This window comes from Ottowia sp., assembly GCF_046348305.1.
Taxonomy (GTDB): Bacteria; Pseudomonadota; Gammaproteobacteria; order Burkholderiales; family Burkholderiaceae_C; genus Ottowia.
In genome coordinates, this window is sequence record NZ_JAXMEM010000006.1 from 77,011 (window position 1) to 100,712 (window position 23,702).

20 protein-coding genes and 6 pseudogenes are annotated in these 23,702 nt (G+C 68.5%); 10 read left to right on the forward strand and 16 right to left on the reverse strand.

The window, feature by feature from the left end:
- Positions 1 to 25: 25 nt before the first annotated feature.
- Both U1F38_RS08050 and hrpA read right to left on the reverse strand, forming a co-directional pair.
- Complete coding sequence (locus U1F38_RS08050; protein ID WP_409986543.1) at positions 26 to 1,051, reverse strand: FHA domain-containing protein; 1,026 nt, start codon at positions 1,049 to 1,051, stop codon at positions 26 to 28.
- Positions 1,052 to 1,131: 80 nt separating this feature from the next.
- Positions 1,132 to 5,394, reverse strand: a complete 4,263-nt coding sequence (gene hrpA / locus U1F38_RS08055) for an ATP-dependent RNA helicase HrpA (protein ID WP_409986544.1) — start codon at positions 5,392 to 5,394, stop codon at positions 1,132 to 1,134.
- 154 nt (positions 5,395 to 5,548) lie between these two features.
- Between hrpA and U1F38_RS08060 the strand changes: the two genes are divergently transcribed.
- Positions 5,549 to 6,370, forward strand: a complete 822-nt coding sequence (locus tag U1F38_RS08060; RefSeq protein WP_409986545.1) for an N-acetylmuramidase domain-containing protein — start codon at positions 5,549 to 5,551, stop codon at positions 6,368 to 6,370.
- 270 nt (positions 6,371 to 6,640) lie between these two features.
- Here U1F38_RS08060 and U1F38_RS08065 read toward each other — a convergent pair whose 3' ends face one another.
- From U1F38_RS08065 to U1F38_RS08125, 13 genes and pseudogenes are all read right to left on the reverse strand, one after another.
- The gene (locus tag U1F38_RS08065; RefSeq protein ID WP_409986546.1) at positions 6,641 to 7,273 is read right to left on the reverse strand and encodes an NTP transferase domain-containing protein; all 633 of its coding nucleotides are present in this window, start codon (positions 7,271 to 7,273) and stop codon (positions 6,641 to 6,643) included.
- Between the two features lie 19 nt (positions 7,274 to 7,292).
- Positions 7,293 to 8,348 (reverse strand): XdhC family protein, encoded by a 1,056-nt coding sequence (locus tag U1F38_RS08070; RefSeq protein WP_409986547.1) that lies wholly within the window; start codon positions 8,346 to 8,348, stop codon positions 7,293 to 7,295.
- 762 nt (positions 8,349 to 9,110) lie between these two features.
- Entirely contained in the window at positions 9,111 to 9,809 is a 699-nt protein-coding gene (locus tag U1F38_RS08075; RefSeq protein ID WP_409986548.1) for a CoxG family protein, read from the reverse strand.
- Between the two features lie 65 nt (positions 9,810 to 9,874).
- Positions 9,875 to 11,079 (reverse strand): annotated as a pseudogene (locus U1F38_RS08080) (vWA domain-containing protein).
- Positions 11,080 to 11,337: 258 nt separating this feature from the next.
- Positions 11,338 to 11,544, reverse strand: a complete 207-nt coding sequence (locus U1F38_RS08085) for a hypothetical protein (RefSeq protein WP_409986549.1) — start codon at positions 11,542 to 11,544, stop codon at positions 11,338 to 11,340.
- A gap of 283 nt (positions 11,545 to 11,827) precedes the next feature.
- The gene (locus tag U1F38_RS08090; protein WP_409986550.1) at positions 11,828 to 12,136 is read right to left on the reverse strand and encodes an AAA family ATPase; all 309 of its coding nucleotides are present in this window, start codon (positions 12,134 to 12,136) and stop codon (positions 11,828 to 11,830) included.
- Positions 12,137 to 12,445: 309 nt separating this feature from the next.
- Positions 12,446 to 13,184 (reverse strand): annotated as a pseudogene (locus U1F38_RS08095) (FAD binding domain-containing protein); the annotation flags it as partial.
- A 66-nt stretch (positions 13,185 to 13,250) separates the two neighbouring features.
- Positions 13,251 to 13,691, reverse strand: a pseudogene (locus tag U1F38_RS08100) (molybdopterin cofactor-binding domain-containing protein); the annotation flags it as partial.
- Complete coding sequence (locus tag U1F38_RS08105) at positions 13,592 to 14,062, reverse strand: molybdopterin cofactor-binding domain-containing protein (RefSeq protein ID WP_409986766.1); 471 nt, start codon at positions 14,060 to 14,062, stop codon at positions 13,592 to 13,594. The pseudogene U1F38_RS08100 and the gene U1F38_RS08105, both read right to left, overlap by 100 nt.
- 76 nt (positions 14,063 to 14,138) lie before the next feature.
- Positions 14,139 to 14,543, reverse strand: a pseudogene (locus tag U1F38_RS08110) (molybdopterin cofactor-binding domain-containing protein); the annotation flags it as partial.
- A gap of 97 nt (positions 14,544 to 14,640) precedes the next feature.
- Positions 14,641 to 14,931: pseudogene (locus U1F38_RS08115) on the reverse strand (molybdopterin cofactor-binding domain-containing protein); the annotation flags it as partial.
- 109 nt (positions 14,932 to 15,040) lie between these two features.
- Positions 15,041 to 15,322 carry a hypothetical protein gene (locus tag U1F38_RS08120; protein WP_409986551.1) on the reverse strand — a complete coding sequence of 94 codons (282 nt, stop codon included), beginning with the start codon at positions 15,320 to 15,322 and terminating at the stop codon, positions 15,041 to 15,043.
- A gap of 318 nt (positions 15,323 to 15,640) precedes the next feature.
- Positions 15,641 to 16,114: pseudogene (locus U1F38_RS08125) on the reverse strand ((2Fe-2S)-binding protein).
- Positions 16,115 to 16,259: 145 nt separating this feature from the next.
- On the opposite strand from U1F38_RS08125, the gene U1F38_RS08130 reads away from it, so the two are divergent.
- From U1F38_RS08130 to U1F38_RS08150, 5 genes are all read left to right on the forward strand, one after another.
- On the forward strand, positions 16,260 to 17,429 hold the full coding sequence (locus U1F38_RS08130; protein WP_409986552.1) for a helix-turn-helix domain-containing protein: 1,170 nt from the start codon (positions 16,260 to 16,262) through the stop codon (positions 17,427 to 17,429).
- A gap of 14 nt (positions 17,430 to 17,443) precedes the next feature.
- The gene (locus tag U1F38_RS08135; protein ID WP_409986767.1) at positions 17,444 to 17,704 is read left to right on the forward strand and encodes a DUF2442 domain-containing protein; all 261 of its coding nucleotides are present in this window, start codon (positions 17,444 to 17,446) and stop codon (positions 17,702 to 17,704) included.
- A 93-nt stretch (positions 17,705 to 17,797) separates the two neighbouring features.
- A complete protein-coding gene (locus tag U1F38_RS08140; RefSeq protein WP_409986553.1) occupies positions 17,798 to 19,273 on the forward strand; it encodes an alpha/beta hydrolase-fold protein in 1,476 nt (491 codons plus the stop codon).
- A gap of 61 nt (positions 19,274 to 19,334) precedes the next feature.
- On the forward strand, positions 19,335 to 19,808 hold the full coding sequence (locus U1F38_RS08145; RefSeq protein WP_409986554.1) for a DUF6790 family protein: 474 nt from the start codon (positions 19,335 to 19,337) through the stop codon (positions 19,806 to 19,808).
- Between the two features lie 35 nt (positions 19,809 to 19,843).
- Complete coding sequence (locus U1F38_RS08150) at positions 19,844 to 20,233, forward strand: MliC family protein (RefSeq protein ID WP_409986555.1); 390 nt, start codon at positions 19,844 to 19,846, stop codon at positions 20,231 to 20,233.
- A gap of 124 nt (positions 20,234 to 20,357) precedes the next feature.
- Here U1F38_RS08150 and U1F38_RS08155 read toward each other — a convergent pair whose 3' ends face one another.
- Positions 20,358 to 21,263 carry a DUF3014 domain-containing protein gene (locus U1F38_RS08155; RefSeq protein ID WP_409986556.1) on the reverse strand — a complete coding sequence of 302 codons (906 nt, stop codon included), beginning with the start codon at positions 21,261 to 21,263 and terminating at the stop codon, positions 20,358 to 20,360.
- A gap of 284 nt (positions 21,264 to 21,547) precedes the next feature.
- Between U1F38_RS08155 and arfB the strand changes: the two genes are divergently transcribed.
- From arfB to hdhA, 4 genes are all read left to right on the forward strand, one after another.
- Positions 21,548 to 21,946: an alternative ribosome rescue aminoacyl-tRNA hydrolase ArfB gene (arfB, locus tag U1F38_RS08160; protein WP_409986557.1), complete on the forward strand. Its 399-nt coding sequence runs from the start codon at positions 21,548 to 21,550 to the stop codon at positions 21,944 to 21,946.
- 52 nt (positions 21,947 to 21,998) lie between these two features.
- Complete coding sequence (locus tag U1F38_RS08165) at positions 21,999 to 22,355, forward strand: gamma-glutamylcyclotransferase (protein WP_409986558.1); 357 nt, start codon at positions 21,999 to 22,001, stop codon at positions 22,353 to 22,355.
- A 55-nt stretch (positions 22,356 to 22,410) separates the two neighbouring features.
- Positions 22,411 to 22,575, forward strand: coding sequence for a hypothetical protein (locus tag U1F38_RS08170; RefSeq protein WP_409986559.1), 165 nt, complete (start codon positions 22,411 to 22,413; stop codon positions 22,573 to 22,575).
- A gap of 255 nt (positions 22,576 to 22,830) precedes the next feature.
- Entirely contained in the window at positions 22,831 to 23,673 is an 843-nt protein-coding gene (hdhA, locus tag U1F38_RS08175) for a 7-alpha-hydroxysteroid dehydrogenase (RefSeq protein ID WP_409986560.1), read from the forward strand.
- Positions 23,674 to 23,702: the final 29 nt, after the last annotated feature.

Genomic DNA, 23,702 nt, shown 5'->3' on the forward strand with positions numbered 1-23,702 from the left:
GATGCAGGAAGGATGGCGGGGGCGTTCAGCGCGCGTCGAACAGCGGCAGCACGTCCTGCTGGACCAGCGTGACGCCCGCCTGCACCACCTCGAACGACAGCACCGGCGCGGTGAAGTCGGAGAACGGCGCACCCAGCGAAATTTCGCCGCTGGAGTGCAGCAGGCAGCTGTTGCGCCGCAATTGCACCTCGGAGCCGGCGGTATCGGCAAAGCGCACCACGGTGCCGTAGCTGCTCAGGTCGGTCAGCACATAGGCGCCGTCCACCCACTCGATCCGGGCGTGCTCGCGCGAGACGCGCTGGTCGCCCACCACCAGGTCGTTGTCGTCGGTGCGGCCGATGCGCAGCTTGGCGCCGTCGGCCTCGAGCACCCGCTCGTGATCGAGCCAGCGCAGTTGCAAGCGGGGCAAGGCGGCCTGCAGGGCGGTGGCATGAAAGTCTGCCAGGGTGCCCGGCCGCGTCAGCTGCTCGGGCGATACGTTGGTGTTCCACAGCACCTGGAGCACCGAGCGCGGCTGCGTCAGGCCCTGCACCCGCACCAGGCCCAGGGGGCGCCGGCGCACCTCGAGCCAGGGCAGCACCCGCACCCCCTCGGGCCGCGGCACGGGCAGGCTCGGGATCGCCTGGCCTTGAAGCTCGGCGTCGAACACCGACTCGTCCGCCCAGATGTCGTGCGGGCCGGCCATGTCGCACAGGCGCGCGGCCAGATTGACCGGGTCGCCGTAGCTGTCGCTGTGCAGCTCGACGATGGATCCGCTGGCCAGGCCGATCTTCAGGCCCAGGCGCATGCCCTCGGGCACCTGGCCCAGGGGCTCGGCGTAGTGTTGCTGCAAATACACGGCGGCGCTGACCGCCAGGATGCCGGCGGGAAACTGCAGCAGCACCCCGTCGCCCAGAAACTTGATGGTTTGCCCGCCATGCGCCTTGCCCACGCGCGCCACCCAGCGCGTGATCTTGGATACCATCCCGGCCACCACGGCATTGTCGAAGGCCTCATAGGCAGCCGAGCTGCCGGTGAGGTCAACGAACACGATCGTCGGGTGCGCGTCCATGGATTCCAGTTCTTCCCTCGGTGTCTATCGATCGACTGCTTGTTGTTTCAAGCCATTTTCCCTCATGTGGACCCCTTGCGCTACCGGATTTGCCCCCAGACCTTCTCCAGCCGCTTCACGCTGACGGGCTGGGGGGTGCGCAGCTCCTGCGCGAACAGGCTCACGCGCAGCTCCTCCAGCAGCCAGCGCAGCTCGCGCAGGCGCGCATCCTGCACGCCCTTGCGCTCGGCCACCAGGCGCCAAAAGCGCTGCTCCTGCGCGCGCACCTGCGCCATGCGCTCGGCATCGCGCGCCGGGTCCTGGCGCAGCTTGTCCAGGCGCAGCACGATGGCCTTGAGGTAGCGCGCAAAGTGCTGCAGAGCGGCCCAGGGCGTGGCGGCCAGAAAATCCCGGGGCAGCAGGCGCTGCAACTGCTCGGCGGCGTCCTGCGTGGCGGCGGGCGCCGCCTTGGTGTCCTTGATCTTGCGCACGGCGGTGGCGTATTCGGCCAGGATGGCGCCGGCCAGACGCGCCACCTCGCCGGCGATCAGCACCAGGCGCGCGCGGCCCTCTTCGGTGCGCTGGGCGAAGGCGGTTTCGTTCGTCGGCAGCGGCTCGGTCAAAAAGGCGCGCTCCAGCGCCACGTCGATGATCTGCTGGCGCAGCTCCTCGATGGTTCCCAGCGGCATGTAGGCCACGGCCATCTTTTGCAGATCGGGAATGTTCCTCTCCAGGTGCTTGAGCGTGTCGCGCACCTGCAACGCAAACAGGCGGCGCAGGCCCGTGCGGTGGCGGGCGGCGGCCACGTCGGGCTCGTCGAACACCTCGATCCGCACCGCATCGCCGGCATCGACCAGGGCCGGAAAGCCGATCAGCACCTGGCCCTTGCGCCGCACCTCCAGCAGCTCGGGCAGCTCGCCGAAGTCCCAGCCGGTGTGGCGGGCATCATCTGCCACGGCCTGATTCGCTATTTGTTTTATAGCTTCTTGCGCTTGATTGGCAGGCGCTGGAGCCGCATTTTGTTCTGAAACCTGCGCATGGCCGGCGGCCAACTGGGTTTTGGCTGCCTTCAGCCCCGCCAGCGCCTGGAAGGCCCCGCGCGCCTGCCCGCCCAGCTGGGCCTTGAGCGCGCCCAGGTCGCGCCCGGCGCCCAGCTGGCGGCCGTGCTCGTCCACCACGCGAAAGTTCATGAACAGGTGCGCGGGCAGCATGTCGAGCTTGAAGTCCGTCGCCTTCACATCCAGACTGGTGGCCTCGCGCACCTGGCGCAGCAGCGTCGCATTCAGGCTGCCCACGCCAAACGCGCCCGGCGCGCCCAGAATGTCGCTCAGGCGCTCGGCGCTTTGCGGCAGCGGCACGAAACGGCTGCGCGGCTTTTGCGGCAGGCTTTTCAAAAGTGCCTGGACCTTTTCCTTCAGCATGCCCGGCACCAGCCACTCGGCGCGTTCGGCCGACACCTGGTTGAGCACGAACAGCGGCACCGCCACCGTCAGGCCGTCGTGTGCATCGCCCGGCTGGTGCAGGTAGCTGGCCGCGCAGTCGACGCCGCCCAGGCGCAGCATCTTGGGAAAGGCTGCGGTGGTGATGCCCGCCGCCTCGTGGCGCATCAGCTCCTCGCGCGTCAAAAGCAGCAAGTCGGGCGTGGCGCGGCTGGCTTGGCGCCACCAGGCTTGCAGCGTGCGGCCGTCGACCACCTCGGCCGGCAGGTGCTGGTCGTAGAAGGCGTAGATCAGCTCGTCGTCCACCAGCACGTCCTGGCGGCGCGACTTGTGCTCCAGCGCCTCGATCTGCGCCACCAGCTTGCGGTTGGCGGGCAAGAAGGGAAAGGCGCCGGTCCAGTCCTCGGGCCATTCGCCGCCCACCAGCGCCTCGCGGATCAGCAGCTCGCGCGCGCCGGCCGGATCGATGTGGCCATAGCGCACGCGCCGGCCGCTGTAGACCACCAGGCCGTACAGCGTGGCGCGCTCGAAGGCGATGGCCTCGCCGGCCTTTTTCTCCCAGTGGGGATCGAGCACCTGCTTTTTCAGCAGGTGGCCGGCCACTTCTTCCAGCCACTGCGGTTCGATGTTTGCCATGCCGCGGCCGTACAGGCGCGCGGTCTCCACCAGCTCGGCGCACACCACCCAGCGGCCGGGCCGCTTGGCCAGATGCGCGCCGGGGTGGCGATGAAACTTGATGCCGCGCGCGCCCAGGTACTCGCTGGCGTTGGACGCGCCGCCGCCCTCGGCCTCGATCTTGCAGCCCACGTTGCCCAACAGGCCCGTGAGCAGCGCCTTGTGCAGGTCTTCGTAGCTTGCGGGCTGGGTGTTTTCCTGCCACTGGTGCTCGGCCACCACGGTGTGCAACTGGGTGTGAATGTCGCGCCACTCGCGCACGCGGCGCACGTTGATGAAGTTCTGGCGCAGCAGTTGCTCGTATTGGCGATTGCTGATCTTGTGGGCCGGGCCCTCACCCCAACCCTCTCCCGCAGGCGGGAGAGGGCGCTTGCCTGCGCGTCCGTCTCCCCCGGTTTTACCCCCTCTCCCTCTTGGAGAGGCTTGGGATGAGGGCCCGGCGGACGTCGATGCACTCAGGGCCTGCCGCGCTGCCGCCAGCGCCGCTTGCGCCCGCTGCGCCACCGGCAGCGCCGCCACGTTCACCGGCTTGTGCGCCCCACCGTGTTGCAGCTGCATCTGCGCCCGCGTCGTGGCCACGGCGCGGCCACCGCGTGCGTCGTGCAGCCACTGCCAGAGCTTGAGATATCCGCTGAACTCGCTCTTGTCGTCGTCGAACTTGGCGTGCTGCTGGTCGGCCTGGGCCTGCTGCTCCAGGGGGCGGTCGCGCACGTCCTGCACGCTCAGCGCTGCGGCGATCACCAGCACCTCGCGCAGGGCGCCGCGCTCGCGCCCGGCCAGGATCATGCGGCCCACGCGTGGGTCCAGCGGCAGGCGCGCCAGCTCGCGGCCCAGCGGCGTCAGCTCGCCCGACTCATGGGTGGCGCCCAGTTCATTGAGCAACTGGTAGCCGTCGGCAATGGCACGGCCCGAGGGCGCCTCCAGGAAGGGGAAATCCTCCACCCGCCCGCCTTCGGCCATCAGCCGCAGGCTCTTCATGCGCAGGATCACGCCGGCCAGCGAGGAGCGCAGGATTTCCGGATCGGTAAAGCGCGGCCGGCCGGCAAAGTCCTTTTCGTCGTACAGGCGGATGCAGATGCCGTCGGCCACGCGCCCGCAGCGGCCGGCGCGCTGATTGGCCGCCGCCTGGCTCACGGGCTCGACCAGCAGCTGCTCCACCTTGCTGCGATAACTGTAGCGCTTGACGCGCGCCGTGCCAGCGTCGATGACGTAGCGGATGCCAGGCACGGTGAGCGAGGTCTCGGCCACGTTGGTGGCCAGCACGATGCGCCGGCCGTGGTGGCTGTCGAACACGCGGTCCTGCTCGGCCTGCGACAGGCGGGCAAACAGCGGCAGCACCTCGGCGCTGCGCAGCACGGGGCTGTGGGCCAGGTGTTTGCGCAGGTGATCGGCGGCCTCGCGAATCTCGCGCTCGCCGGGCAGAAAGACCAGGATGTCACCTCCAGAAACGGGCCCCCACGCTCCGCGCTGCGCGTCTGCGCTGCCCCCCGAGGAGGCCGCGTCCGGCTTGGGATGACCCTGCGCCGGACGGCCTGACCACAGCTCGTCCACGCCATCGGCAATGGCCTCGTTCAGGCCGTAGTCGCGGCTTTCCTCATAGGGCCGGTAACGCTGCTCCACCGGATAGGTGCGGCCCGACACCATCAGCACCGGCGCAGCTTGCCCCTTGGCGTCGGCAAAGTGCTTGGCAAAGCGATCGGCATCGATCGTGGCCGATGTCACGATCACCTTCAGGTCGGGCCGGCGCGGCAGCAGCTGTTTGAGGTAGCCCAGCAGAAAGTCGATGTTCAGGCTGCGCTCGTGCGCCTCGTCGATGATGAGCGTGTCGTAGGCCTTGAGCAGCGGATCGGTCTGCGTCTCGGCCAGCAGGATGCCGTCGGTCATCAGCTTGACCGAGGCGTCCTTGCTCAAGCGGTCGTTGAAGCGCACCTTGTAGCCCACCACCTCGCCCAGCGGGGTGTTCAGCTCCTCGGCGATGCGCTTGGCCACGCTGCTGGCGGCAATCCGCCGCGGCTGCGTGTGGCCGATCAGCCGGCCGCGCTCGCCCGGCCTGGCATTCAGGCGCCCGCGTCCCATCGCCAGGGCGATCTTGGGCAGTTGCGTGGTCTTGCCCGAGCCGGTCTCGCCGCAGACGATGATGACTTGGGTAGCGCGCAGCGCGGCCTCGATTTCGGCGCGGCGGGCCGAGACCGGCAAATCGGCAGGGAACTTGATCGAGAGCGTTGGCGGGACGAATGGGGGCTGAGACATCAGGGGCCCGATTATCCGCAGCCGCCACATTCGTTTGCACGCGGGGCTCTTGTCAAGGGTCCCGAGGGGTGCTTAGATAGCCGCTTGCGCCGATGTCGGGAAAGGCCACGACCCGCCACCGATATCGGCAACGACCGCAAAATGGAGAATCGCCATGCCCGTCAGGACTCTGGATTTTTCAGGACGAGGCCAGCCGCTGACCGACACCGACATGGAGCAGGCCCTGTCCATTCTGGGCCTGGAGCCCGCCACCGACCTGCCGGCGCTGTGGTCGGTGCTGACGGTGGAAAGCCGCGGTTTCGGCTTTCTGGCCGACCGCCGGCCCAAACTGCTGTTTGAACGCCATGTCTTCTACAAGCAGACCGACGGACGCTTTGCCAGCACCGCGCCCGACCTGTGCGCCAAGACCGGCGGCGGCTACCTGGGCGGCGCGGCCGAATACGACCGCCTTGCCCGGGCTCTGAGCCTGTGCCGCGTGGCGGGTCTGGGCGATGAGCCGGCGCTGCGCAGCGCGAGTTGGGGCCTGGGCCAGGTGATGGGTTTCAACGCCGGCGCCGCGGGTTTTCAGACGGCGCGCGAGATGGTCACCCAGATGTCCGAATCCGAAGCCGCGCAGTTGGCCGGGATGGCGCGCTTCATGACGAGCGAAGGGCTGGACGCCCGGCTGCGGGCGCGCGACTGGACCGGTTTTGCACGCCGCTACAACGGGTCCAGCTACTGGAAGAACGCCTATGACGTGAAGCTGAAGTCCGCATTCGAGAAGTTTTCTTCGGGCATCAGCCGCGATCTGCGGGCGCGCGCGGCGCAGGGCGCGCTGCTCTTTCTGGGCTACAAGCCCGGCGACCCCGATGGCGTGCTGGGGCAGAACACCCGCCGGGCGATCTTGGCGTTTCGCGTCGATGCGCAGATGGGCGCCAGCGAGGACCTGGACGACGCGGTGTTCAACGCTATCATGGGCAAAGCCGGGCTGGCCTGAAGGCCGCAGAACCGAACGGGCGCAAGCCGGTTCAACCTAAAAACGGCAGTTGGACGAACTTGCCAGTGCCGTGATCGGCGCGCCAGGCAAGGCGCGACGACGCGGCGGGCTGGTGCCCGCAAGGAGGAGCAACGCCGCATGGCGGGTTGAGCGCGGTGCTGGCGAGTGCGTAGCGCGTTCACCCAACCGATGACGATCAACAAAGCTGCCAAAGTCAATGTTCATACGGGCTTCCCGAGGGTGACAAGCGGTCAACTGCCGTTTTTAGGTTCAAGGCTCCTCGTCGGACCAGCGCAAGTGCACGCCGTGTTGCGCCGCCAGCAAGGGCAGGTCTGCGGGCGAGTCGACGTCAATGACATGGCGCGGGTGCGTGACCGGCAGCCACAGCATCTGCTCGGGATGGGCCATCCGCCATTCACGCACGCCCGCGCTGCCACGCGCCTGCATGACGGCCGCACGCACGGCGGCATCGAAGATGACCGGATGACCTGGTCGGCCCTCGAATCGCGGCACCAGCAGACTGGCGTGCGGATCGCGCCGGTGCCAGGCGGCCAGCAGGGCCTGCACGTCCTCGGGCCGCAGCAAGGGTTGATCGGCCAAGGCCACCAGGACGGCCTGCAGATCGTCCGGCAGTGCCGCCAGACCGGTGCGCAGCGAGCTGCCCTGCCCCGCGTCGGGCGCCGGGTTGAGGGCCCAGCGCAGCGCGGCCGGATCGGGCAGGCCGGCGCGGATGCCCTGCAACACCGGCTCGATGGCGGCAGCGTGATGGCCCAGCACCACGGCCACCGGCTCCACGCCGCAGCCCAGCAGCAGGCCGATCGTGCGCTCGATCAAGGGAGTGCCGTCGCGCAACAGCAGGCTCTTGGGACGGCAGCCCATGCGCCGCCCGGCACCGGCGGCCATGACGACGGCGTCGATGCGTTCAATCGGCGTGCGCGACAAAACACACCTGCCCGGCGTCGTTGGGCGCAATGTCCTGCATGTCCTTGACGTGCGCCACGTCCATATCGCGCGGCAGCGGCACGCCGTTTTTCACGGCCAGCACCTCGGCCATCACGCTGACAGCGATCTCGGGCGGGGTCTTGCTGCCGATGTAGATGCCGATGGGACCGCGCAGGTGGGCCAGGCTTTCGTCTGTTTGATCGAGGTGCTCGATCATGCGCTGGTGGCGCAGTGCGCTGTTGCGGCGGCTGCCGATGGCGCCGATGTAAAACGCCGGCGTCTCCAGCGCCTGCAAAAGCGCCAGGTCGTCCAGCTTGGGATCGTGCGTGAGGGCGACCACGCAGGTGCGACCGTCGGGCGCCATCTCGGCCACGGTGTCGTCGGGCATGGTGCGCACCAAGCGCGCGCCGGGCACGCTCCAGCTGCCGGCAAACTCCTCGCGCGGGTCGCACACCGTCACGGCAAAGCCGCAAAAAAGCGCCATGGTGGCCAGGTACTCGCTCATCTGCCCGGCGCCGATGATCAGCATGCGCCAGCCGGGGCCGAAGGTGTTGACCAATTCGGTCTGGTTCAGGATCAGCTCGGCCGGGTGCTCGGTGGCCTCCAGCGTGACCTGCCCGTCTGCCAGGCGCACGCGGCGGTGCATCAGGCGGCCGGCGTCCAGTGCCTGCAGCAATTCGGCCACTTTGGCTGCCTCGGGGTCGAACTCGAGCATCACCTCCAGCGTGCCGCCGCAAGGCAAGCCGAAGCGGTGCGCCTCGTCGGCCGTAACGCCGTACTTGACGAACTGCGGCGGGCCCTCGCGCGGCAACGCGTCGGCCGCGCCGGCCTGGGTGTAGCGGGCGATCAGGTCGTATTCGACGCAGCCGCCCGACACCGAGCCCATCACCGCGCCATCCTCGCGCAGCGCCATGATGCAGCCCACCGGCCGCGGCGACGACCCCCAGGTGCGCACGACGGTGGCCAGCACGGCGCGCTTGCCGTCCTGGCGCCAGTCGCGCAGCGCGCGCAGAACCGTGACGTCAAGGTTTTCCATGGTGAAAGTCCTTCATGATGAGCCCGCCGGCCTGGCTCCCGCGCCCCCGTCTTGCTCCCTCGCCCCGTTGGGGAGAGGGCTGGGGTGAGGGGCCGCTGGCGTTGGAATTGTTCACCGTCCTTTGCTTCTTCTGTGGTTCTGCATGCGCCTGCGGGCCGGGATATGCGCCCGGCGGCGCACCTACTTTCTTTTGCGTCGCCAAAAGAAAGTAGGCAAAGAAAAGGCGACCCCACTGGCCGTGTCCCTGCGCTTCGCTGCGGGCAGCCTGCGATGCTCGCGCCTGGGGCGGTGCTGCGGAACTCGCTGCGTTCACTTCGTTCACTGCGCTCAAACAACCGCAGCAAGTCAGATCACGACGCATGGGCATGCTGCGCTGCCCATGCCCGCCCCACGCCCTGCGCTTCTCGGCACGGCCAGAGGGGAGTTGAACCCCAATACGGGCCATCGCTGCGCTCGGCCCCGACAACAGCCAAACCTGGGGCCGAGCGCAGCGATGGCCCGTGTGGGTTTCCCACCCCCTTGAGGCTGCGCCTGCGGCGCGGCGCTTGCGGGGTGGCGCGTGCAGCGCAGCATGCACGCGCTTCGTTGACTGACTCGCCGCGGTTGTTTGAGCGCAGTGAACGAAGTGAACGCAGCGAGTTCTGCGGCGCACCCCGCAAGCGGTGCGACGCAGGTTTGCCCCGTAGCGAAGCGCAGGGGTCGCAGACGTGGGGGCGCTTTCTTTTGCCTCCTTTTCTTGTGCGTACAAGAAAAGGAGGTGCACTACCGGGCGCATATCCCGGCCAGCTTGGCTGCACGCAGAACCACAGGAGAAGCAAACAACAGCAAACAATCCAACGCCAGCGTCCCCTCACCCCAGCCCTCTCCCCAAAGGGGCGAGGGAGCAAGCGAGGGAGCAAGAGCACGTCGCCGGACGAGCATGGCATTCACCTCAACGCAAAGCCCAACCCACCGCCACGACGACTGCAACCGCCACCAGAATCCACACCCAGGCCGGCACGCCCGCTTCGCCGCCTGGCACCTTGGCCGGCAGGGCTTCGCCAGCGGTGGCCGTCTCGGGCGCCGGATGGCGGCCGCATCTCCTCGTCCGAAGCGCTTGAAGAAGCTCTCGGCCATGGACTTGGCCACGCCGTCGATCAGGCGCTGGCCCACCTGGGCGATCTTGCCGCCCACCGTGGCGTTGACGGTGTGGCCCAGCTCGCAGCCCGCGTCCTTGGGCGTCAGCACCACCTTCGCGGAGCCCTTGCCAAAGCCCGCCGCGCCGCCGTTGCCCTCGAACTGGATGGTGTAGCTGCTGGGCGCCTGGATGTCGGCCAGCTGGATGGCGCCCTTGAACTTGGCCGACACCGGGCCGACCTTGATGGCGTTGACCAGCGCGTAGGCGTTCTCGCCCGTGGCCTCGATGCTGTCGCAGCCGGGATACAGGCTTTGAGCACCTCGGGGTCGTTCAGCGCGTCCCAAGCCTGTTGTTGCGTGACGGCCAGTTGCGCGAGCCTTGCATGTCCATGGTCAAACTCCTCGTGCATCTATTGTTTCATCAGTGCTGCGATGGCGCTGGCCAGCTCGTTCAGCCAGGTCACGTTGTGCACCGCCAACGTGCCGTCGCAGGCCTGGTGCAGCACGGCGGCGCCGCGCGCCAGCGGGCTGATAGCCGTCAAAGCGCAGCAAGGGTTGAGCCACAGGATGCGGCGCGTGTGGCGCTTGAGCCAGGCCAGCTCCTGCGCCAGCAGCTCCGGGCTCGCCGGTGTCCAGCCCGTCGCTGACGATCAGCACCAGGGTGCAGCAGCCCACCAGGCGGCGCGCATGGTGCTGCGCAGGCTGGCCAGCGATTCACCAGGCGCGTGCCGCCGGCGAAGTCCTCGATGTGCGCGCCTCCAGCAGCATGGCATCGGTGTCGGCCTGGCGGTAGGCGTGTCCAGGTCGGTCAGCCGCGTGCCGAGGCAAGCACGTCAGGGCGAATGCTCTGGCGCTGGCCGGCCACCAGCGCGCGCCGTGGCGGCGTGCAAAAGGCCAGCAACAGCCGCGCGTAGCGCTCCATCGAGGAAAGCCCGATACGTCCATCAGCACCAGCAGTGGCGGCTGGCGGCGGCGCTGCAGGCGCGTGATGGCCATCACGTCGCCGCCGGTCTGCGCCGCCGCGCGCGAGTGCGCCCCCAGTGCACCCGCGCGCGCCGCGGCTGCCGGCGCGGGTGCGGCGCGCGGCCACGGTGGGCAGCGGCAAGGGGATGTCACGCACCAAGCGCTCGACCAGGCCGTATTCGCTGGCCGTCAGCTGGTTGAAGTCGGCGCTCTTCAGGCGCGCCAGCTCGCTGGCGGTCATGGCGACGTCCAGATCGATTTCCTGATCGGGCTTGGCCGCCTCGCGCCCGGCTGCCTGGCCTTGGGCGGCGCCAGCGCCTCGCGCACGCGCGGGCGCTGGCGCGGCGGCGCGGCGCGGCCCTCCGCCGTGGGCAGCATCTGCGCCAGCAGCTTCTTGGCCAGGTCGGGGTCGCGAAAAACACGTCGAACAGCTCGCGGAACACCGCGCCCCGGTCCTGCTCGCGGCTGACCAGCACGGCCTCCAGCGCCGCGCCGACGTCGCCCTTGCGCGCCACACCCACATGTTGCAAGGCCTGCTGCGCCAGCGCGATGCGCGCGGCGTCCACCCGCACGCCGGCGCGGCTCGGGTGCGGCCAAAGGCGCTCAGGTTGCCGGCCAGCTTGCCGCTGCGGGCGTCGCCCAGTTGCGACACGCGCGGCGCAGTAGGTGCCGGGGCGAAGGGGGATGGCGGAGCAATCACGGCGATCAGTCAGCTCCACGAACGACCGCATGTGCATTGCCGGCGATGCATGAACGGCATGAGACCGATGGCCGCGGAGCAGGCCGTGCCGAGATCGCCGTCGCCGGGGTCTCCCCGGCCACGCAGCGATGCCCCCTTGAGGGGAGGCGCAGCAACGCGCGGCGTGTGGAGTCTGGGGGTGTTCATGTCCGGCAGGCACCGCGGCCGCTTTCAACGCTTCGCCGGCCAGGCGCAGGTCGGCAACGCTGCCACGTCGTCGCGCTGCTTGAACAGAATGCCGGCGGTGTCCACCACCACCTCGGGGTCGAGGTGGATGGTGTCCAGCGCCACCAGCGCGCGCCCATTCCACCGTCTCGGCAATGCCGGGCGCGCGCGCTGAAAGTGCCCGCCATAGGGCGCGCTGCGCAGCTGCTGCACAGAGGCCGCCACCTGGTCGGCCGGCTGTTGCCGGCGCCTCGGGCACCAGCGCACGCACGATGGCCGAGTTCGCGCTCGCGCTCGGGGTAGTCCAGCCAGTGGTACAGGCAGCGGCGCTTGACGGCGTCGTTGAGCTCACGCGCGTGCGGTTGCTGGTGAGCAGGGTGACCGGCGGCACGGCGGCGCGCACCGTGCCCCAGCTCGGGAATGCTGACCTGGTACTCGCCGAGGTACTCCAGCAGAAAGGCCTCGAAGGGCTCGTCGGCGCGGTCCACCTCGTCGATCAGCAGCAGCGCGCTCCGGGTGCGGGCGCCTCCAGCGCCTGCAACAGCGGGCGACGCACCAGGTAGCGGGGTTGATAGACCTCTTGCTCCAGCTCGCTGGCGGGCGCCCTGCCCTCCGCTGCTCTCCAGGTGGAGAAGCTGCGCCGCGTAGTTCCACTCGTACAGCGCCTCGCGCTGCTCCAGGCCGTCGAAGCACTGCAGACGCAGCAGCTCGCGCCCAGCACCTGCGCCAGCGCCTTGGCCAGCTCGGTCTTGCCCACGCCCGGTTCGCCCTCCAGCAGCAGCGGCGTTGGGTGTCTGAGTGCCAAAGACCGCGATGGCCAAGCGCCGGTCGGCGAAGTAGCCCTGGGTTTGCAGGGCCGTGATCAGCGTGTCGATGGAGGTGAACGGGCAAGGCGCGGCGGGCGCCGGAAGCGGGCATGGCGGGTGTGGGGTGGATGCGATAACTATTGTAATGATGGCTGCTTACGCTTGTTGGGCGGGCGCAAGCGGCGGTTGACTTGAATTCTCCATGGTTGTGCCAGCGCCGATGGCCCTCACCCCCAGCCCTCTCCCAGAGGGAGGGGTAAGACCAAGCGCCGACAGCCGCCCGGGGAACGTCGGGGCAAGCTCGAAACCAGCGCCTGCGCCACGGCGCGTTGGGTCATCACGCCGACCAGGTGGGCGCGGTAGGCAACCGAGCCGTGCAGGTCGCTGGACATTTCGGCTTCGTCGGTCTTGACGCCCGCCACCGCGTCGAGGCGTGAACTGCTTGGCCAGCGCCGCCTCCATGCCCGCGTGGCGAAACACGCCGTTGCCGCCGCCGGTGAGCGGCTGCGCGCACGCTGCCGTCGCCCTGCTGCGCAACGAACACGCCGATCAGCGCGAAGCGCGGGAGCCGGCTGCGCGAACTTGACGTAAGCCGCGCGCTTGGGGATGGGCAGGCCGATGGCGGTGATCAGCTCACCGTCTTGCAGCGCGTTGGCAACAGGCCCTGGAAGAAGTCGTCCGCCTTGATCTGGCGCGCGGTGGTGTGGATGGTGGCGCCCAGGCCCAGCAGCGCGGCCGGGTAGTCGGCGGCAGGGTCGTTGTTGGCCACCGAGCCGCCGATGGTGCCCATGGCGCGCACCTGCCCATCGCCGATGTGGCTGGCGAGCTCGGCCAGCGCGCTTCGATGTCGGCGCGCACCTCGGCACTTTCGGCCACCTCGCAGTGGCGCGTCATGGCGCCGATGGTGAGGGTGCCGGCCTCGCGGCGGATGCCCTTCAGCTCTTGGATGGCGCCCAGGTCGACCAGTTGCTCGGGCGCCGCCGGCGGCTTCATCGAGGCCAGCAAAGTCTGCCCGCCGGCCAGCAGCTTGCCGCCGGCCGCAGCCAGCCTGGCCGCATCGGCGGCGGTGGCGGGGCGCTCGTAGGTGAGGCGTACATGAGAGGGCTCCTTTCTTCAGGCCTTGGCCGATTGGATGGCCTGCCACACGCGGTACGGCGTGGCGGGCATGTCGAGGTCCTTCACGCCCAGGGGCGCCGGTGCATCCAGCACGGCGTTGATCACCGCCGGCGGCGAGCCGATGGCGCCCGCCTCGCCGCAGCCCTTGCTGCCGATGGGGTTGTGGGTGCAGGGCGTACACGTGGCCGAGCTTGAACTCGGGAAGTTGTCGGCGCGCGGCATGGTGTAGTCGCTGTAGCTGCCGGTCAGCAGCTGGCCGCTGTCAGGTCGTACACGCCGTGCTCCATCAGCGCCTGGCCAGGCCCTGCGCCACGCCGCCGTGCACTGGCCTTCGACGATCATGGGGTTGATGATGACGCCGAAGTCGTCCACCGTGGTGAAGCGGTCCACCCGCACCACACCCGTGGCCGGGTCGACCTCAACCTCGCAGATGTAGGTGCCGGCCGGGTAGGTGAAGTTGGTCGGGTCGTAGAAGGCCGTTTCGTTGAGCCCGGCTCCAGCTTGTCGAGCGGGTAGTTGTGCGGCACATAGGCCGTCAGCGCCACCTGGCCGAAGAAGGGGATCTTCTTGTCGGTGCCCTTGACGGTGAACTCGCCATTGGCAAACTCGATGTCGGCGTCGCTGGCCTCCATCAGGTGCGCGGCGATCTTCTTGGCCTTGGCCTCGATCTTGTCCAGCGCCTTCATGATGGCCGTGCCGCCCACGCTGAGCGAGCGGCTGCCGTAGGTGCCCATGCCGAACGGGATGCGCCCGGTGTCGCCGTGCACGATGTCGACCTGGCTGGGGTCGATGCCCAGCCGCGCGGCCACCAGCTGCGCAAACGTGGTCTCGATGCCCCTGGCCGTGGCTGTGCGAGCCGGTGAACACCGTCACGCTGCCGGTCAGGTTGACGCGCACTTCGCCCGCCTCGAACAGGCCGGCGCGCGCGCCCAGGGCGCCGGCGATGTTGCTGGGCGCCAGGCCGCAGGCCTCGATGTAGCTGCTGTAGCCGATGCCGCGCTTCAGGCCCTTGGCCTCGCTGGCCTTGCGCCGGGCGTCAAAGCCGGCCACATCGGCCAGTTTTTGCGCGTCGTTCATGCAGGCGTGGTAGTCGCCCGTGTCGTACTGCAGCGCCACCGGCGTCTGATAGGGGAATTGGGTGATGAAGTTGCGCTTGCGGATTTCGTCCTGCGCCAGGCCCATCTCCCAGGCGCAGCGTGTGACCAGGCGCTCGACCACGTAGGTGGCCTCGGGCCGGCCGGCGCCGCGATAGGCATCGACCGGCGCCGTACTGGTGAACCAGCCGTCCACCTCGACGTAGATTTGCGGCGCCGTGTATTGCCCCGCCAGCAGCGTGCCGTACAGGATGGGTCGGCACGCTGGAGGCAAAGGTGGACAGATACGCGCCCAGATTCGCGTGGGTGTGCACGCGCATGGCCAAAAACTTGCCGTCCTTGTCCATCGCCATTTCGGCGTGCGTGATGTGGTCGCGCCCGTGCGCGTCGCTGACGAAGGATTCGCTGCGCTCGGCCGTCCACTTGATGGAGCAATTGAGCTGCTTGGCCGCCCAGGTGGCCGCCACGTCCTCGGCGTACAAGAAGATCTTGGAGCCGAAGCCTGCTTCCACGTCGGGCGCGATCACGCGCACCTTGTGCTCGGGCCATTGCAGCACAGAGGCCGTCATCAGCAGGCGCTCCATGCGGGTTCTGGTTGGCCACGTACAGCACCGATTCGTCCGTGCCGCCAGTTGCCCAGCTGGCGTTGACGGCGCGCGGCTCCATGGCGTTGAGGATCCAGCCGGTTGTTGGTCAGGTCAGCTTGGTCACGTGCGCGGCGCCGGCAAAGGCGGCGTCCACCGCGGCCTTGTCGCCCAGCGTCCACTTGTAGCAGTAGTTGTCAGGCGCCTCGTCGTGCAGCGCGGGGCCTTTGGCGGCGGTGCGCATGTCGATGACCGGGGCCAGTTCTTCATGATCACCACCGGCCTCGGCCGCATCCACAACCTGCGCCAGCGTGTCGGCCACCACCATGGCCACGTGGTCGCCCACGTAACGCACCTTCTTGCTGGCCAGGATGGGGTGCGGCTCCTTCATGGGGGCTGCCGTCGGGGTTGCTGATGAGCCAGCCGCAGGGCGGCCCGCCCATCTTGCCCTCCACGTCGGCGCCGGTGAAGACGCGCGCCACGCCAGCGCCAGCGCTGGCGGCGGCGGTGTCCACCTTCTTGACGATGGCGTGCGCGTGCGGCGGCGCACGAACACCGCGTACTTCTGTTGGGCCTGCACGATGTCGTCGGTGTAGTTGCCCACGCCGGTGAGAAAGCGCGTCTTCCTTGCGCTTCATGGATTCGCCGATGTGCGGCAACCTTAAATTCAGTGGCACCCATGGTGTAATATCGCCATCATGCGGCGGCTTCAGGCGGCCATAGTTTTTACGCGCGATCTGCACCGCCTGACGACGATGTTCTGGTAGCCCGTGCGGCTTCACACAGGTTGCCCTCCAGCAGGCTGCGGATCTCGCCCTCCGTGGCGCTGGGAGTGGTGCTTGAGCAAATCGATCGTGCTCATCACCATGCCAGGCGTGCGAAGTAGCCGCATTGCAGCCCGTGGCATTCCTTGAAGGCGGCCTGCACCGGGTGCAGCGTGCCGTCAGGCGCGGCCACACCTCGATGGTGGTGATGTCCGCTCCTGCATCTGCGCCGCCAGCATGTTGCAGGCCTTGATGGGCCGGCCATTGGCGATCACCGTGCAGGCGCCGCGCTGGGCCGTGTCGCAGCCCACGTGCGTGCCCGTCAAGCGCAAATGCTCGCGGATGAACTGCACCAGCGGCGTGTTGGGCGGCACGTCGGCCGTGACCGCCTTGCCATTGACCTTGAGCTCGACTTTCATCGCGGGCGTCTCCTTGTCGTGGGGTTGTCCAATTGGCATCAAAATGGCCATTCTTGGAACACGGCATTCCGATCGACCTAGGCAAAACCCTCGGTTTTTGGCAACCGACTTGAATATTCTCAGAATGAGACACGGAGACACCGCGATGACCGCCCTGCCCGCCTCTCAAGGCGACGTGCGCCTGCGCCAGATCGCCCTGGCGCGGCAAAGCGTGCTGCTGGACGGCACCGAGCTGACCGAAGCCCTGGCCAGCGCCTGGCTGGACCGCGCCTGGATCATGCAAAGCTGGCACCGCTGCCTGCAACGCGGCCAGCAGCCGGGCGCGCACGTTGCCTTCGACCCCGTGCCCGCCAGCGCCCGCGCCGACGCACAAGACGCCCACGCCGCCCTGCTGGCCGCCGCCCGCCCCGAGCTGCAGCGCCTGGCCGCCGCCATCGCGCCCATCCGTTACTTCGTGCTGCTGACCGACGCGCAGGGCTGCGTCATCGACACGGCCGGCGCCATCGACCACCGCAACCGCGCCACGCATGCCATTGCGCGCGTGGGAGTCGATCTGTCCGAGCGCAGCGTCGGCACCACCGCCATCGGCGCCGCCCTGGCCGAGCGCGCGCCCGTGTGGCTGCACCGCGGCGAGCACTTCTTCAACGCCACCGCCGTCTACAGCTGCGCCGGCGCGCCCCTGTTCGGCCCCGACGGCGCCTGCCTGGGCATGCTCGACGTCACCGGCGTGGACGCGCCCGAGCGCCCCGAGCTGCAATACCTCGTCGCCCGCTCGGCCCAAGGCATCGAAGACGCCCTGGTGCTGGCCCGCCCCCACGCCCTGCGCCTGCACCTGGCCTGGCCCGCCGGCTGGCGCGTGGCCGGCGGCGGCGAAGGCGCGGGCCTGCTGTGCCTGGACGTCGACGGCCAGGTCACCGGCGCCAACGCCACCGCCCGCCAGATGCTGCCCGCCCTGCACGGCCTGGCCCACGGCCCCCTGCACGCCAGCGACTTGTTCGCCCTGCCCTGGGCCCAGTTGTTCGACCTGGCGCAGCGCCAAGGCGAAGCCGCCACCCTGCCCCTGTGGTCCGGCCTGCGCGTGCAGGTGACCGCGCAAGCCGCTGCGGACCACCCGGCGCCAGGCGCGTCCGCCACGGCCCGCCCCGGCACCCCGCGCTCATTGAAGGCGGTGGAAACCGACCTGATCCACCAGGCCGTGCGCCAGGCCGGCGGCCGCGTGGCCGACGCCGCCCGGGCTCTGGGCGTGAGCCGGGCGACGGTTTATCGGCGGCTGGGTGGGGCAGGCTCACGCGTGCGGGATGGCTCGCCAAGTTGAAGCGACATCCCTGAATACGCGGGCAGCCGGCCCACGGCTCCGACGACGAGCGCCTCGATTTCGAACTGCCTGGCGATGGCAACGGCATTCATTGGCCTCTCATTGACGAGGACATCTCCATTGCTCGACTGCTCCAAGGCCGGCCTTCGGTTGAGAGGGGCGCTGTCAGTCACGCGTCGTGCGAATGTTCGTCCGACGTCGTTTTTCTCGTTTTTCTCCTGGGGCTGCGTATGATGAAGTTCGGGCACGGGCGTCGGTTGGGAACGGCAAACTGAAGAACCTTCCGGACTCGTGGCCTGACAGCAAAGCGACCGCGAGCGCGACGCTGTTTTCGGATCATCTCGACCATTGATGAAGAGGTCTGGTGCATGAGCGAAGTATCGAGGCGAGACTTTGTCGCTGCGGGGGCCGTGTTGGCGGGTGCTGCGTCTGCGGCCGGATTGGGTGTTCAGGAGGCACGCGCGCAAGGCGGATTTCAGGCGGCCACATCGGCTGTGCCGGGCGGTCCGGACGGTCTGGCCCGCGAGAAGCGCGGCCCCGGCATTCAGGGCATCCATGCGATCTGCGAGGTGACGGGCGGGGGCGAGAAGGTCTATGGAATCGCGGCCGAATATGACGTCGATATCGATCCGGCCAGCCTGACGCTCGACACCTATGGCGCGGGCGTGTTCCCCGCCGCCAAGGGGTTCGTGGCCGGCATGCCTCAATCGACCGACAAGAACGCCACCACGGCAAGGGCCGCAGCGCGCACGGTGGCGGCGATCTACACCAATGCCGAGCCGGGATTGCGTCCCGATCGCAAGAGCGTGGCAGGCCGTTATGTCGTCGCCGAATTCCAGCACGATTTTGACCTGAGCATCCCGACGACCGACAGCGACAAGGTGTCACTGACCCAGAACCGCGCCGTGAAAACCGTGGCCGGCGCAGTCTATGCGGCCAGCAGCACCGTGTGGAGCAACGCCGGACAGCGCGGCAACAGCGTGGTGATCCGGGGGGTCGATGCCTGGGAGCAGAGCCATTGGTGGTGGGATGACACGCGTTCGGCCGGCCTGGAATACAGCATCTATCTTCCCAAGGGCTTTCTGCAACCCGGCGGCGAGAACAGGGCTTATCCGCTGGTGCTGGCCGTCACCCATTCGGGCACCAGCTATGACGGCACTTGCGCCCAAACGCTGACCGAACAATGCATCGCCAGCATCTGGAGCCTGCCGGAAGAACAGGAGCACCACGAATGCGTCGTCATCACCCCGCGCTATGAGCGCACGACGATGAACGACTATTGGGAACACACCTACGACGTCGAGAACACCTACCGGCTGGTCGAAAAGCTGCTCTCGAACACCTGGAACTATGGCAATCCAAACCTGCCCGACAGGGCCGACAAGGTGCTGAAAATCGACCCGAAGCGCGTCTATTGCACCGGCTGGTCGATGGGGGCGATGACCTCTTTGTGGTTGATGGCCAAGCACCCGGAAACCTTCGCGGGCGGCCTCATCATCGCCGGGCAGCAACGGCCGAGCGATGTGGTGTCACTGGCGCACCAGAACGTGCTGATCATCACCGGTACGGAGGACAACAAGGCCACTGCGTGGAATGAAAAATGCCTGCCGGTGTGGGAGCAGGCAGGGGCGAAAGTGACGCGCCCGACCGAACGTCTGGACCCTGCGCTGATCTTCCCGGTGAGCGATCAGGACAAACTGACCGCGCAGGTCGATGGCCATCTTGCCAAAGGGGGCAACATCACTTTCCTGACATTTCAGAGTGTCGATCACATGGGTTCGGCGCGCAAGTTCTTCTACATCAAGGCGGCAAGGAACTGGCTGTTCAGGCAGACGAAAGCGTAAACGAGACGAAAACGCAGCCCTTCCGGTATTCGCTCACCCACTCACCGCGATCACGATCCGCATGTACTACGCCATCGTCGGCACCTTCATGCTCCTGCTGCCGCTGCTGTGCATCGCGGCGGAGTCGCTGTACTTCGGGGCGGCTCTCGATGCCGCGCTCGTCGCCAAGTGGTTTGCCTTCTGGGCCGTCGGCTGGCGCCTGCTGCTGGCCGGCTGCAAGCAGATGGCCCAGCCGCGTTACACGGCGCGCGAGATTCTGGGCCTGAAGTCGGACGAGTCGCTGATCCTGGTGCGTGAGCTCGGCTTTGCCAACGTCGCCATCGGGCTGGTGGGCGTGCTCAGTCTGTGGCTGCCGTCCTGGCGGCTGGCCGGCGCGTTTGCCGGCGGCGTGTTCTACGGCCTGGCGGGGGTCATGCATGCCGTGCAGGGCCACCGCAACCGGCTGGAGAACGTTGCCATGGTGTCCGACCTTGGTGCTTGCGCGGTGCTGCTGGGCGCGTGCCTGATGGTACTGGTGCGGCACGGTGCGGCCTGACGTCGCGCCCCTGTTCGCCCGACCCTTTGCGGGCCATGAGCCCCGACTTCGGCAGCCCGTTGACGCCGCACGAGTCCTTTTTTCAAACCACCCGGAAAGAACCCATGAAAGCACTGATCGTCGCAGCAGCCATCGCCTGCGTCACCGCCGCATGCGCCACCAAGCCGCCCGTCGCCGACGCTGCGCCGGGCGGCCGGGACGTGGCCTTTGCCTGCACCAATGGCGAAGAGCTGTCGGTCCGGTTCTTTCTTTCGCAGGGCCGCGCCGTGCTGGTGCGCCAGGGGCAAAGCATCGAGCTGCCACAGCAGCCCAGCGGCTCCGGCTTCATCTACTCCAATGGCCCCAACACCATTCGTGGCAAAGGCGCCGATCTGACGGTGGAAATCGGTCGCATGGTGCCGATTCAGTGCAAAGCGCGGAAGTGAATCGCTGAACGATTCCGTTGCGCGGCGTGGCGCTCGATCTTGAACGATCCGCAGCGCAGCAATCGATCGCGACGCTGCGGGGGCGGCCGCCGGCGGTCGGGCGCGCCCCCCTGGGCGTTCCTGCTCAATCGGCCTTGGGCTTGGCCACGGCGCCGGTGGCCACGCGGCGGCGCAGTTCGGTCATCACGGCCTTCAGGCGGCGCGCGTTGTCGGGGCCCATGCGCACCAGCATCTTCTGACCGCTGGACAGCGCCTGCAGCGCCGGGTCGGCATATTCATAGCGTACCCAGGGCCGGGTGGATGGGACGTCGCCCTTGACCTGCGTGAGCTGCACGACCACGGGGCCGGTGGGCACGGGCGTGGCCAGCAGGTGGTCCAGCACGGCAACCAGGCGGTTGTTGAAGTAGCGCCCCGGGTAGCCCAGCTCCTCGTACGCGGTCTGAAACAGCGGGTACAGCCGCGCGTAGAGCTTGACGGCGGCATCCAGCGGCACGCTCTCGGCAAAGGCCACGAAGGCGTGGTAGCGCGCGGCGTTGGCGGGCGCGATGGTCTGGGTCGGCGCGTCGGCGGCACCGGCCACCTCGAAGCGCCCGGGCGCGGGCTGCACCGGCCACAGGCGGGCGGGGGCGTAGGGCTGCGCCAGGTTGTCCACAGTGGCGACGGTCCGGCGCACAAAGCCGTCCAGTTGCAGAAAGCTGGCCACGCGCTGCGCGCCCAGCAACTGGCGCAGCGCCTGGGCCACCTGGGCGTCGGAATCGGCCAGGGCAGGCAAGGCGGTGTCGGCAGGGGCCAGCGCGTCGACGGGGTGGTCGGGCTCCGAGGCCTGGGCCATGGGGGCGGACGCGCCATCGTCGGGCGTCGACGCGGGTGCCGACGCCTCGGCCGCCGGCTGCGGCGCCGGCGTGTGGGCGGGCCGCCACCCGAACCACCACGCCGCACCCAGCACCGCCGCGGCCAGCACGACCCAGCCGACCCAGGCCGACGATGACTGCCGCGGGGGATGGAAATCAACGGGGTCTTTCTCGGGCATCTCGATCCTTTGCGCTGTAGTGGCTGCGCGGCGCTGGCCCGCCAAGGCAGGCCGCAAGCCGCGCCGACACCGTGCCAACTTTAAATTTGATAGCGCGTTGCGCTTGATCCGCCCATGGTATTGCCTCGACGGCATCATGGTCGGCCTGGCTACAGCAGCTTACGCGGTTTACATGCCGCAGGGCGATCGCCGCACGAGCGCAGCCGGGAGCCGGTTGTGCACGCGTTGGCGTTGTATAACGCGGGGCAGCGCGTATCGGCCCCGCGCCGCGCGATGTCGTCGCCATGCACTGCCCCATCCCCCTACACGAAATCGAGTTCAGCGACGTGCGCGCCCAGGGGCCGGGCGGGCAGAACGTCAACAAGGTCTCCAGCGCGGTGCACCTGCGCTTCGACATCGGGCGCTCGTCGCTTCCGCCGGCGGTCAAGCACACGTTGATGGCCTTGCAGGACCAGCGCGTCACCCGGGACGGCGTCATCGTCATCAAGGCGCAAACCTCGCGCAGCCGCACCCGCAACCGCGCCGAGGCGCTGGCGCGGTTGCACGCGCTGATCGCCGATGCCACCCACGTGCGCCCCGTGCGCCGCGCCACCCAGCCCACGCATGCCTCCAAACTGCGGCGCCTGGAAGGCAAGGCGCTGCGATCGCGCCTCAAATCCGGCCGCAGCAAGCCGCAAATTTAAATGGGGTCAGATCAACATTGTTACGAATGCGCCAGCTGGCTTTGGAGACATCATGACGGACCGACTCTTTGTCTACGGCACGTTGGCGCCGGGACGGCCGAATGCGCACGTGCTCGCCGACGTGCCAGGCACGTGGGAGCCCGCGACGGTGCGGGGCACGCTCGTGCAGGACGGCTGGGGCGCGGCGGCCGGCTACCCGGGCATCGTGCCGTCCGAGGCTGGCGACGAGGTGCACGGGTTGGTTTTCAGCTCGCCCGAGATGGCGGCGCACTGGAGCCGCCTGGACGACTTCGAGGGGCCGGGCTACGAGCGTGTGCTCGTCACGGCGACGCTGGCGAGCGGGGCTGCGATCGATGCCTACATCTACGCCCTCGCCGGTTCGCCCGCGGGACCTCGCGGCGCGGCTTGATGGTGCTGCCAGTTTGTCGATGCGACGCACAAGACTGCTCTGGCCATCGCTTGCGATGGGCGCGCTGGCGCTGGCCGCTGGCGTGTTTTTCGGCGCGGAGTGGGTACTCAGGCTCGGCGTGCTGCTGACTGTGCCGCTCGGATGGCTGGGAGTCAGCATCGATCCGCTGAGCCTGGCTGCTTTTCTTGCAACGCTCGTGCTGGTTTGGGTTGGCTCGTGACTGGCGTGGAGTGCAGCGGCCTTCCTGATTCTTTGGATTTGGCGTCAATGCGCCAACCGCCATGGGCGCCCAGGCAGGCGCTGACCCAATGCGTCGCGGCGGGCCGCGATCGATGCCGGCGATTGCAACGTTGAAACAAGGGGCTTGCGTCAAAGCATGATCGGCCGGCATAGACTGCAAGCCGGTCGCCCGCAAGGCCACCGGGCAGGCGCAACGGCGGGATGGGCGTTTTGGCATCCGCTTCGTCCCGCTGGCTTGAACGCCGCACAGGCCCCGTCAGCACCGTCCCGCCGAAAGCCGGATGACCCCCATCAAACGGAGAACAATGGGATGTATCACCCAGCGGATTTCACGCTCGCCGGCCAGGTTGCCGTGGTCACCGGGGCCGGTGCCGGCATCGGTCGCGCGATTGCCGAGACCTTTGCGGCCGCCGGCGCGGCGGTCATGGTCAGCGACCTGAATGCAGGGGCCGCGCAGGCCGTGGCCGACGAGATCAAGGCCCGAGGCGGCAAGGCGGCCGCCACGGCGTGCGACGTGACGAAGGAAAGCGATCTGGCCGGCCTGACTGCCGCAACCGTGCAGGCATTCGGCAAGCTGACGATCCTGGTCAGCAACGCCGGCGGCGGCGGGCCCAAGCCCTTCGACATGCCGATGCCGGATTTTCGCCGCGCGTTCGACTTGAACGTCTTTTCGCTGTTCCGCCTGGCCCAGTTGACAGCGTCCGAGATGGCAAAGGCCGGCGGCGGTTCGATCCTCGCCATCACCTCGATGGCGGCCGAAAACAAGAACCAGCGCATGGCGGCCTACGCCTCGTCCAAGGCCGCCACCAGTCACTTGGTGCGCAACATCGCGTTCGACCTCGGACCGAAAAACATCCGGGTCAACGGCGTCGCCCCGGGCGCCACCCGCACCGACGCGCTGCGCTCGGTGCTGACCGAGGCGATCGAGACCAGGATGCTGGCCCACACCCCCATCCACCGGCTGGGCGAGCCGCAGGACATGGCCAACGCCGCGCTGTTCCTGTGCTCGCCGGCGGCGGCCTGGATCAGCGGCCAGATCCTGACGGTCTCGGGCGGCGGCGTGCAGGAGCTCGACTGAGACGCTGAGACCGTCCGGAGCACCGGCCG

What these genes read in the sequence shown, in the direction of transcription:
- U1F38_RS08050 (WP_409986543.1), bottom strand. Translation starts at nt 1,051, where the DNA reads ATGGACGCGCACCCGACGATCGTGTTCGTTGACCTCACCGGCAGCTCG.
- U1F38_RS08165 (WP_409986558.1), top strand. Translation starts at nt 21,999, where the DNA reads ATGACGGACCGACTCTTTGTCTACGGCACGTTGGCGCCGGGACGGCCG.
- U1F38_RS08120 (WP_409986551.1), bottom strand. Translation starts at nt 15,322, where the DNA reads ATGAAGGAGCCGCACCCCATCCTGGCCAGCAAGAAGGTGCGTTACGTG.
- U1F38_RS08155 (WP_409986556.1), bottom strand. Translation starts at nt 21,263, where the DNA reads ATGCCCGAGAAAGACCCCGTTGATTTCCATCCCCCGCGGCAGTCATCG.
- U1F38_RS08145 (WP_409986554.1), top strand. Translation starts at nt 19,335, where the DNA reads ATGTACTACGCCATCGTCGGCACCTTCATGCTCCTGCTGCCGCTGCTG.
- U1F38_RS08140 (WP_409986553.1), top strand. Translation starts at nt 17,798, where the DNA reads ATGAGCGAAGTATCGAGGCGAGACTTTGTCGCTGCGGGGGCCGTGTTG.
- U1F38_RS08150 (WP_409986555.1), top strand. Translation starts at nt 19,844, where the DNA reads ATGAGCCCCGACTTCGGCAGCCCGTTGACGCCGCACGAGTCCTTTTTT.
- U1F38_RS08130 (WP_409986552.1), top strand. Translation starts at nt 16,260, where the DNA reads ATGACCGCCCTGCCCGCCTCTCAAGGCGACGTGCGCCTGCGCCAGATC.
- U1F38_RS08060 (WP_409986545.1), top strand. Translation starts at nt 5,549, where the DNA reads ATGCCCGTCAGGACTCTGGATTTTTCAGGACGAGGCCAGCCGCTGACC.
- U1F38_RS08170 (WP_409986559.1), top strand. Translation starts at nt 22,411, where the DNA reads ATGGGCGCGCTGGCGCTGGCCGCTGGCGTGTTTTTCGGCGCGGAGTGG.
- U1F38_RS08070 (WP_409986547.1), bottom strand. Translation starts at nt 8,348, where the DNA reads ATGGAAAACCTTGACGTCACGGTTCTGCGCGCGCTGCGCGACTGGCGC.
- U1F38_RS08065 (WP_409986546.1), bottom strand. Translation starts at nt 7,273, where the DNA reads ATGGCCGCCGGTGCCGGGCGGCGCATGGGCTGCCGTCCCAAGAGCCTG.
- hrpA (WP_409986544.1), bottom strand. Translation starts at nt 5,394, where the DNA reads ATGTCTCAGCCCCCATTCGTCCCGCCAACGCTCTCGATCAAGTTCCCT.
- arfB (WP_409986557.1), top strand. Translation starts at nt 21,548, where the DNA reads ATGCACTGCCCCATCCCCCTACACGAAATCGAGTTCAGCGACGTGCGC.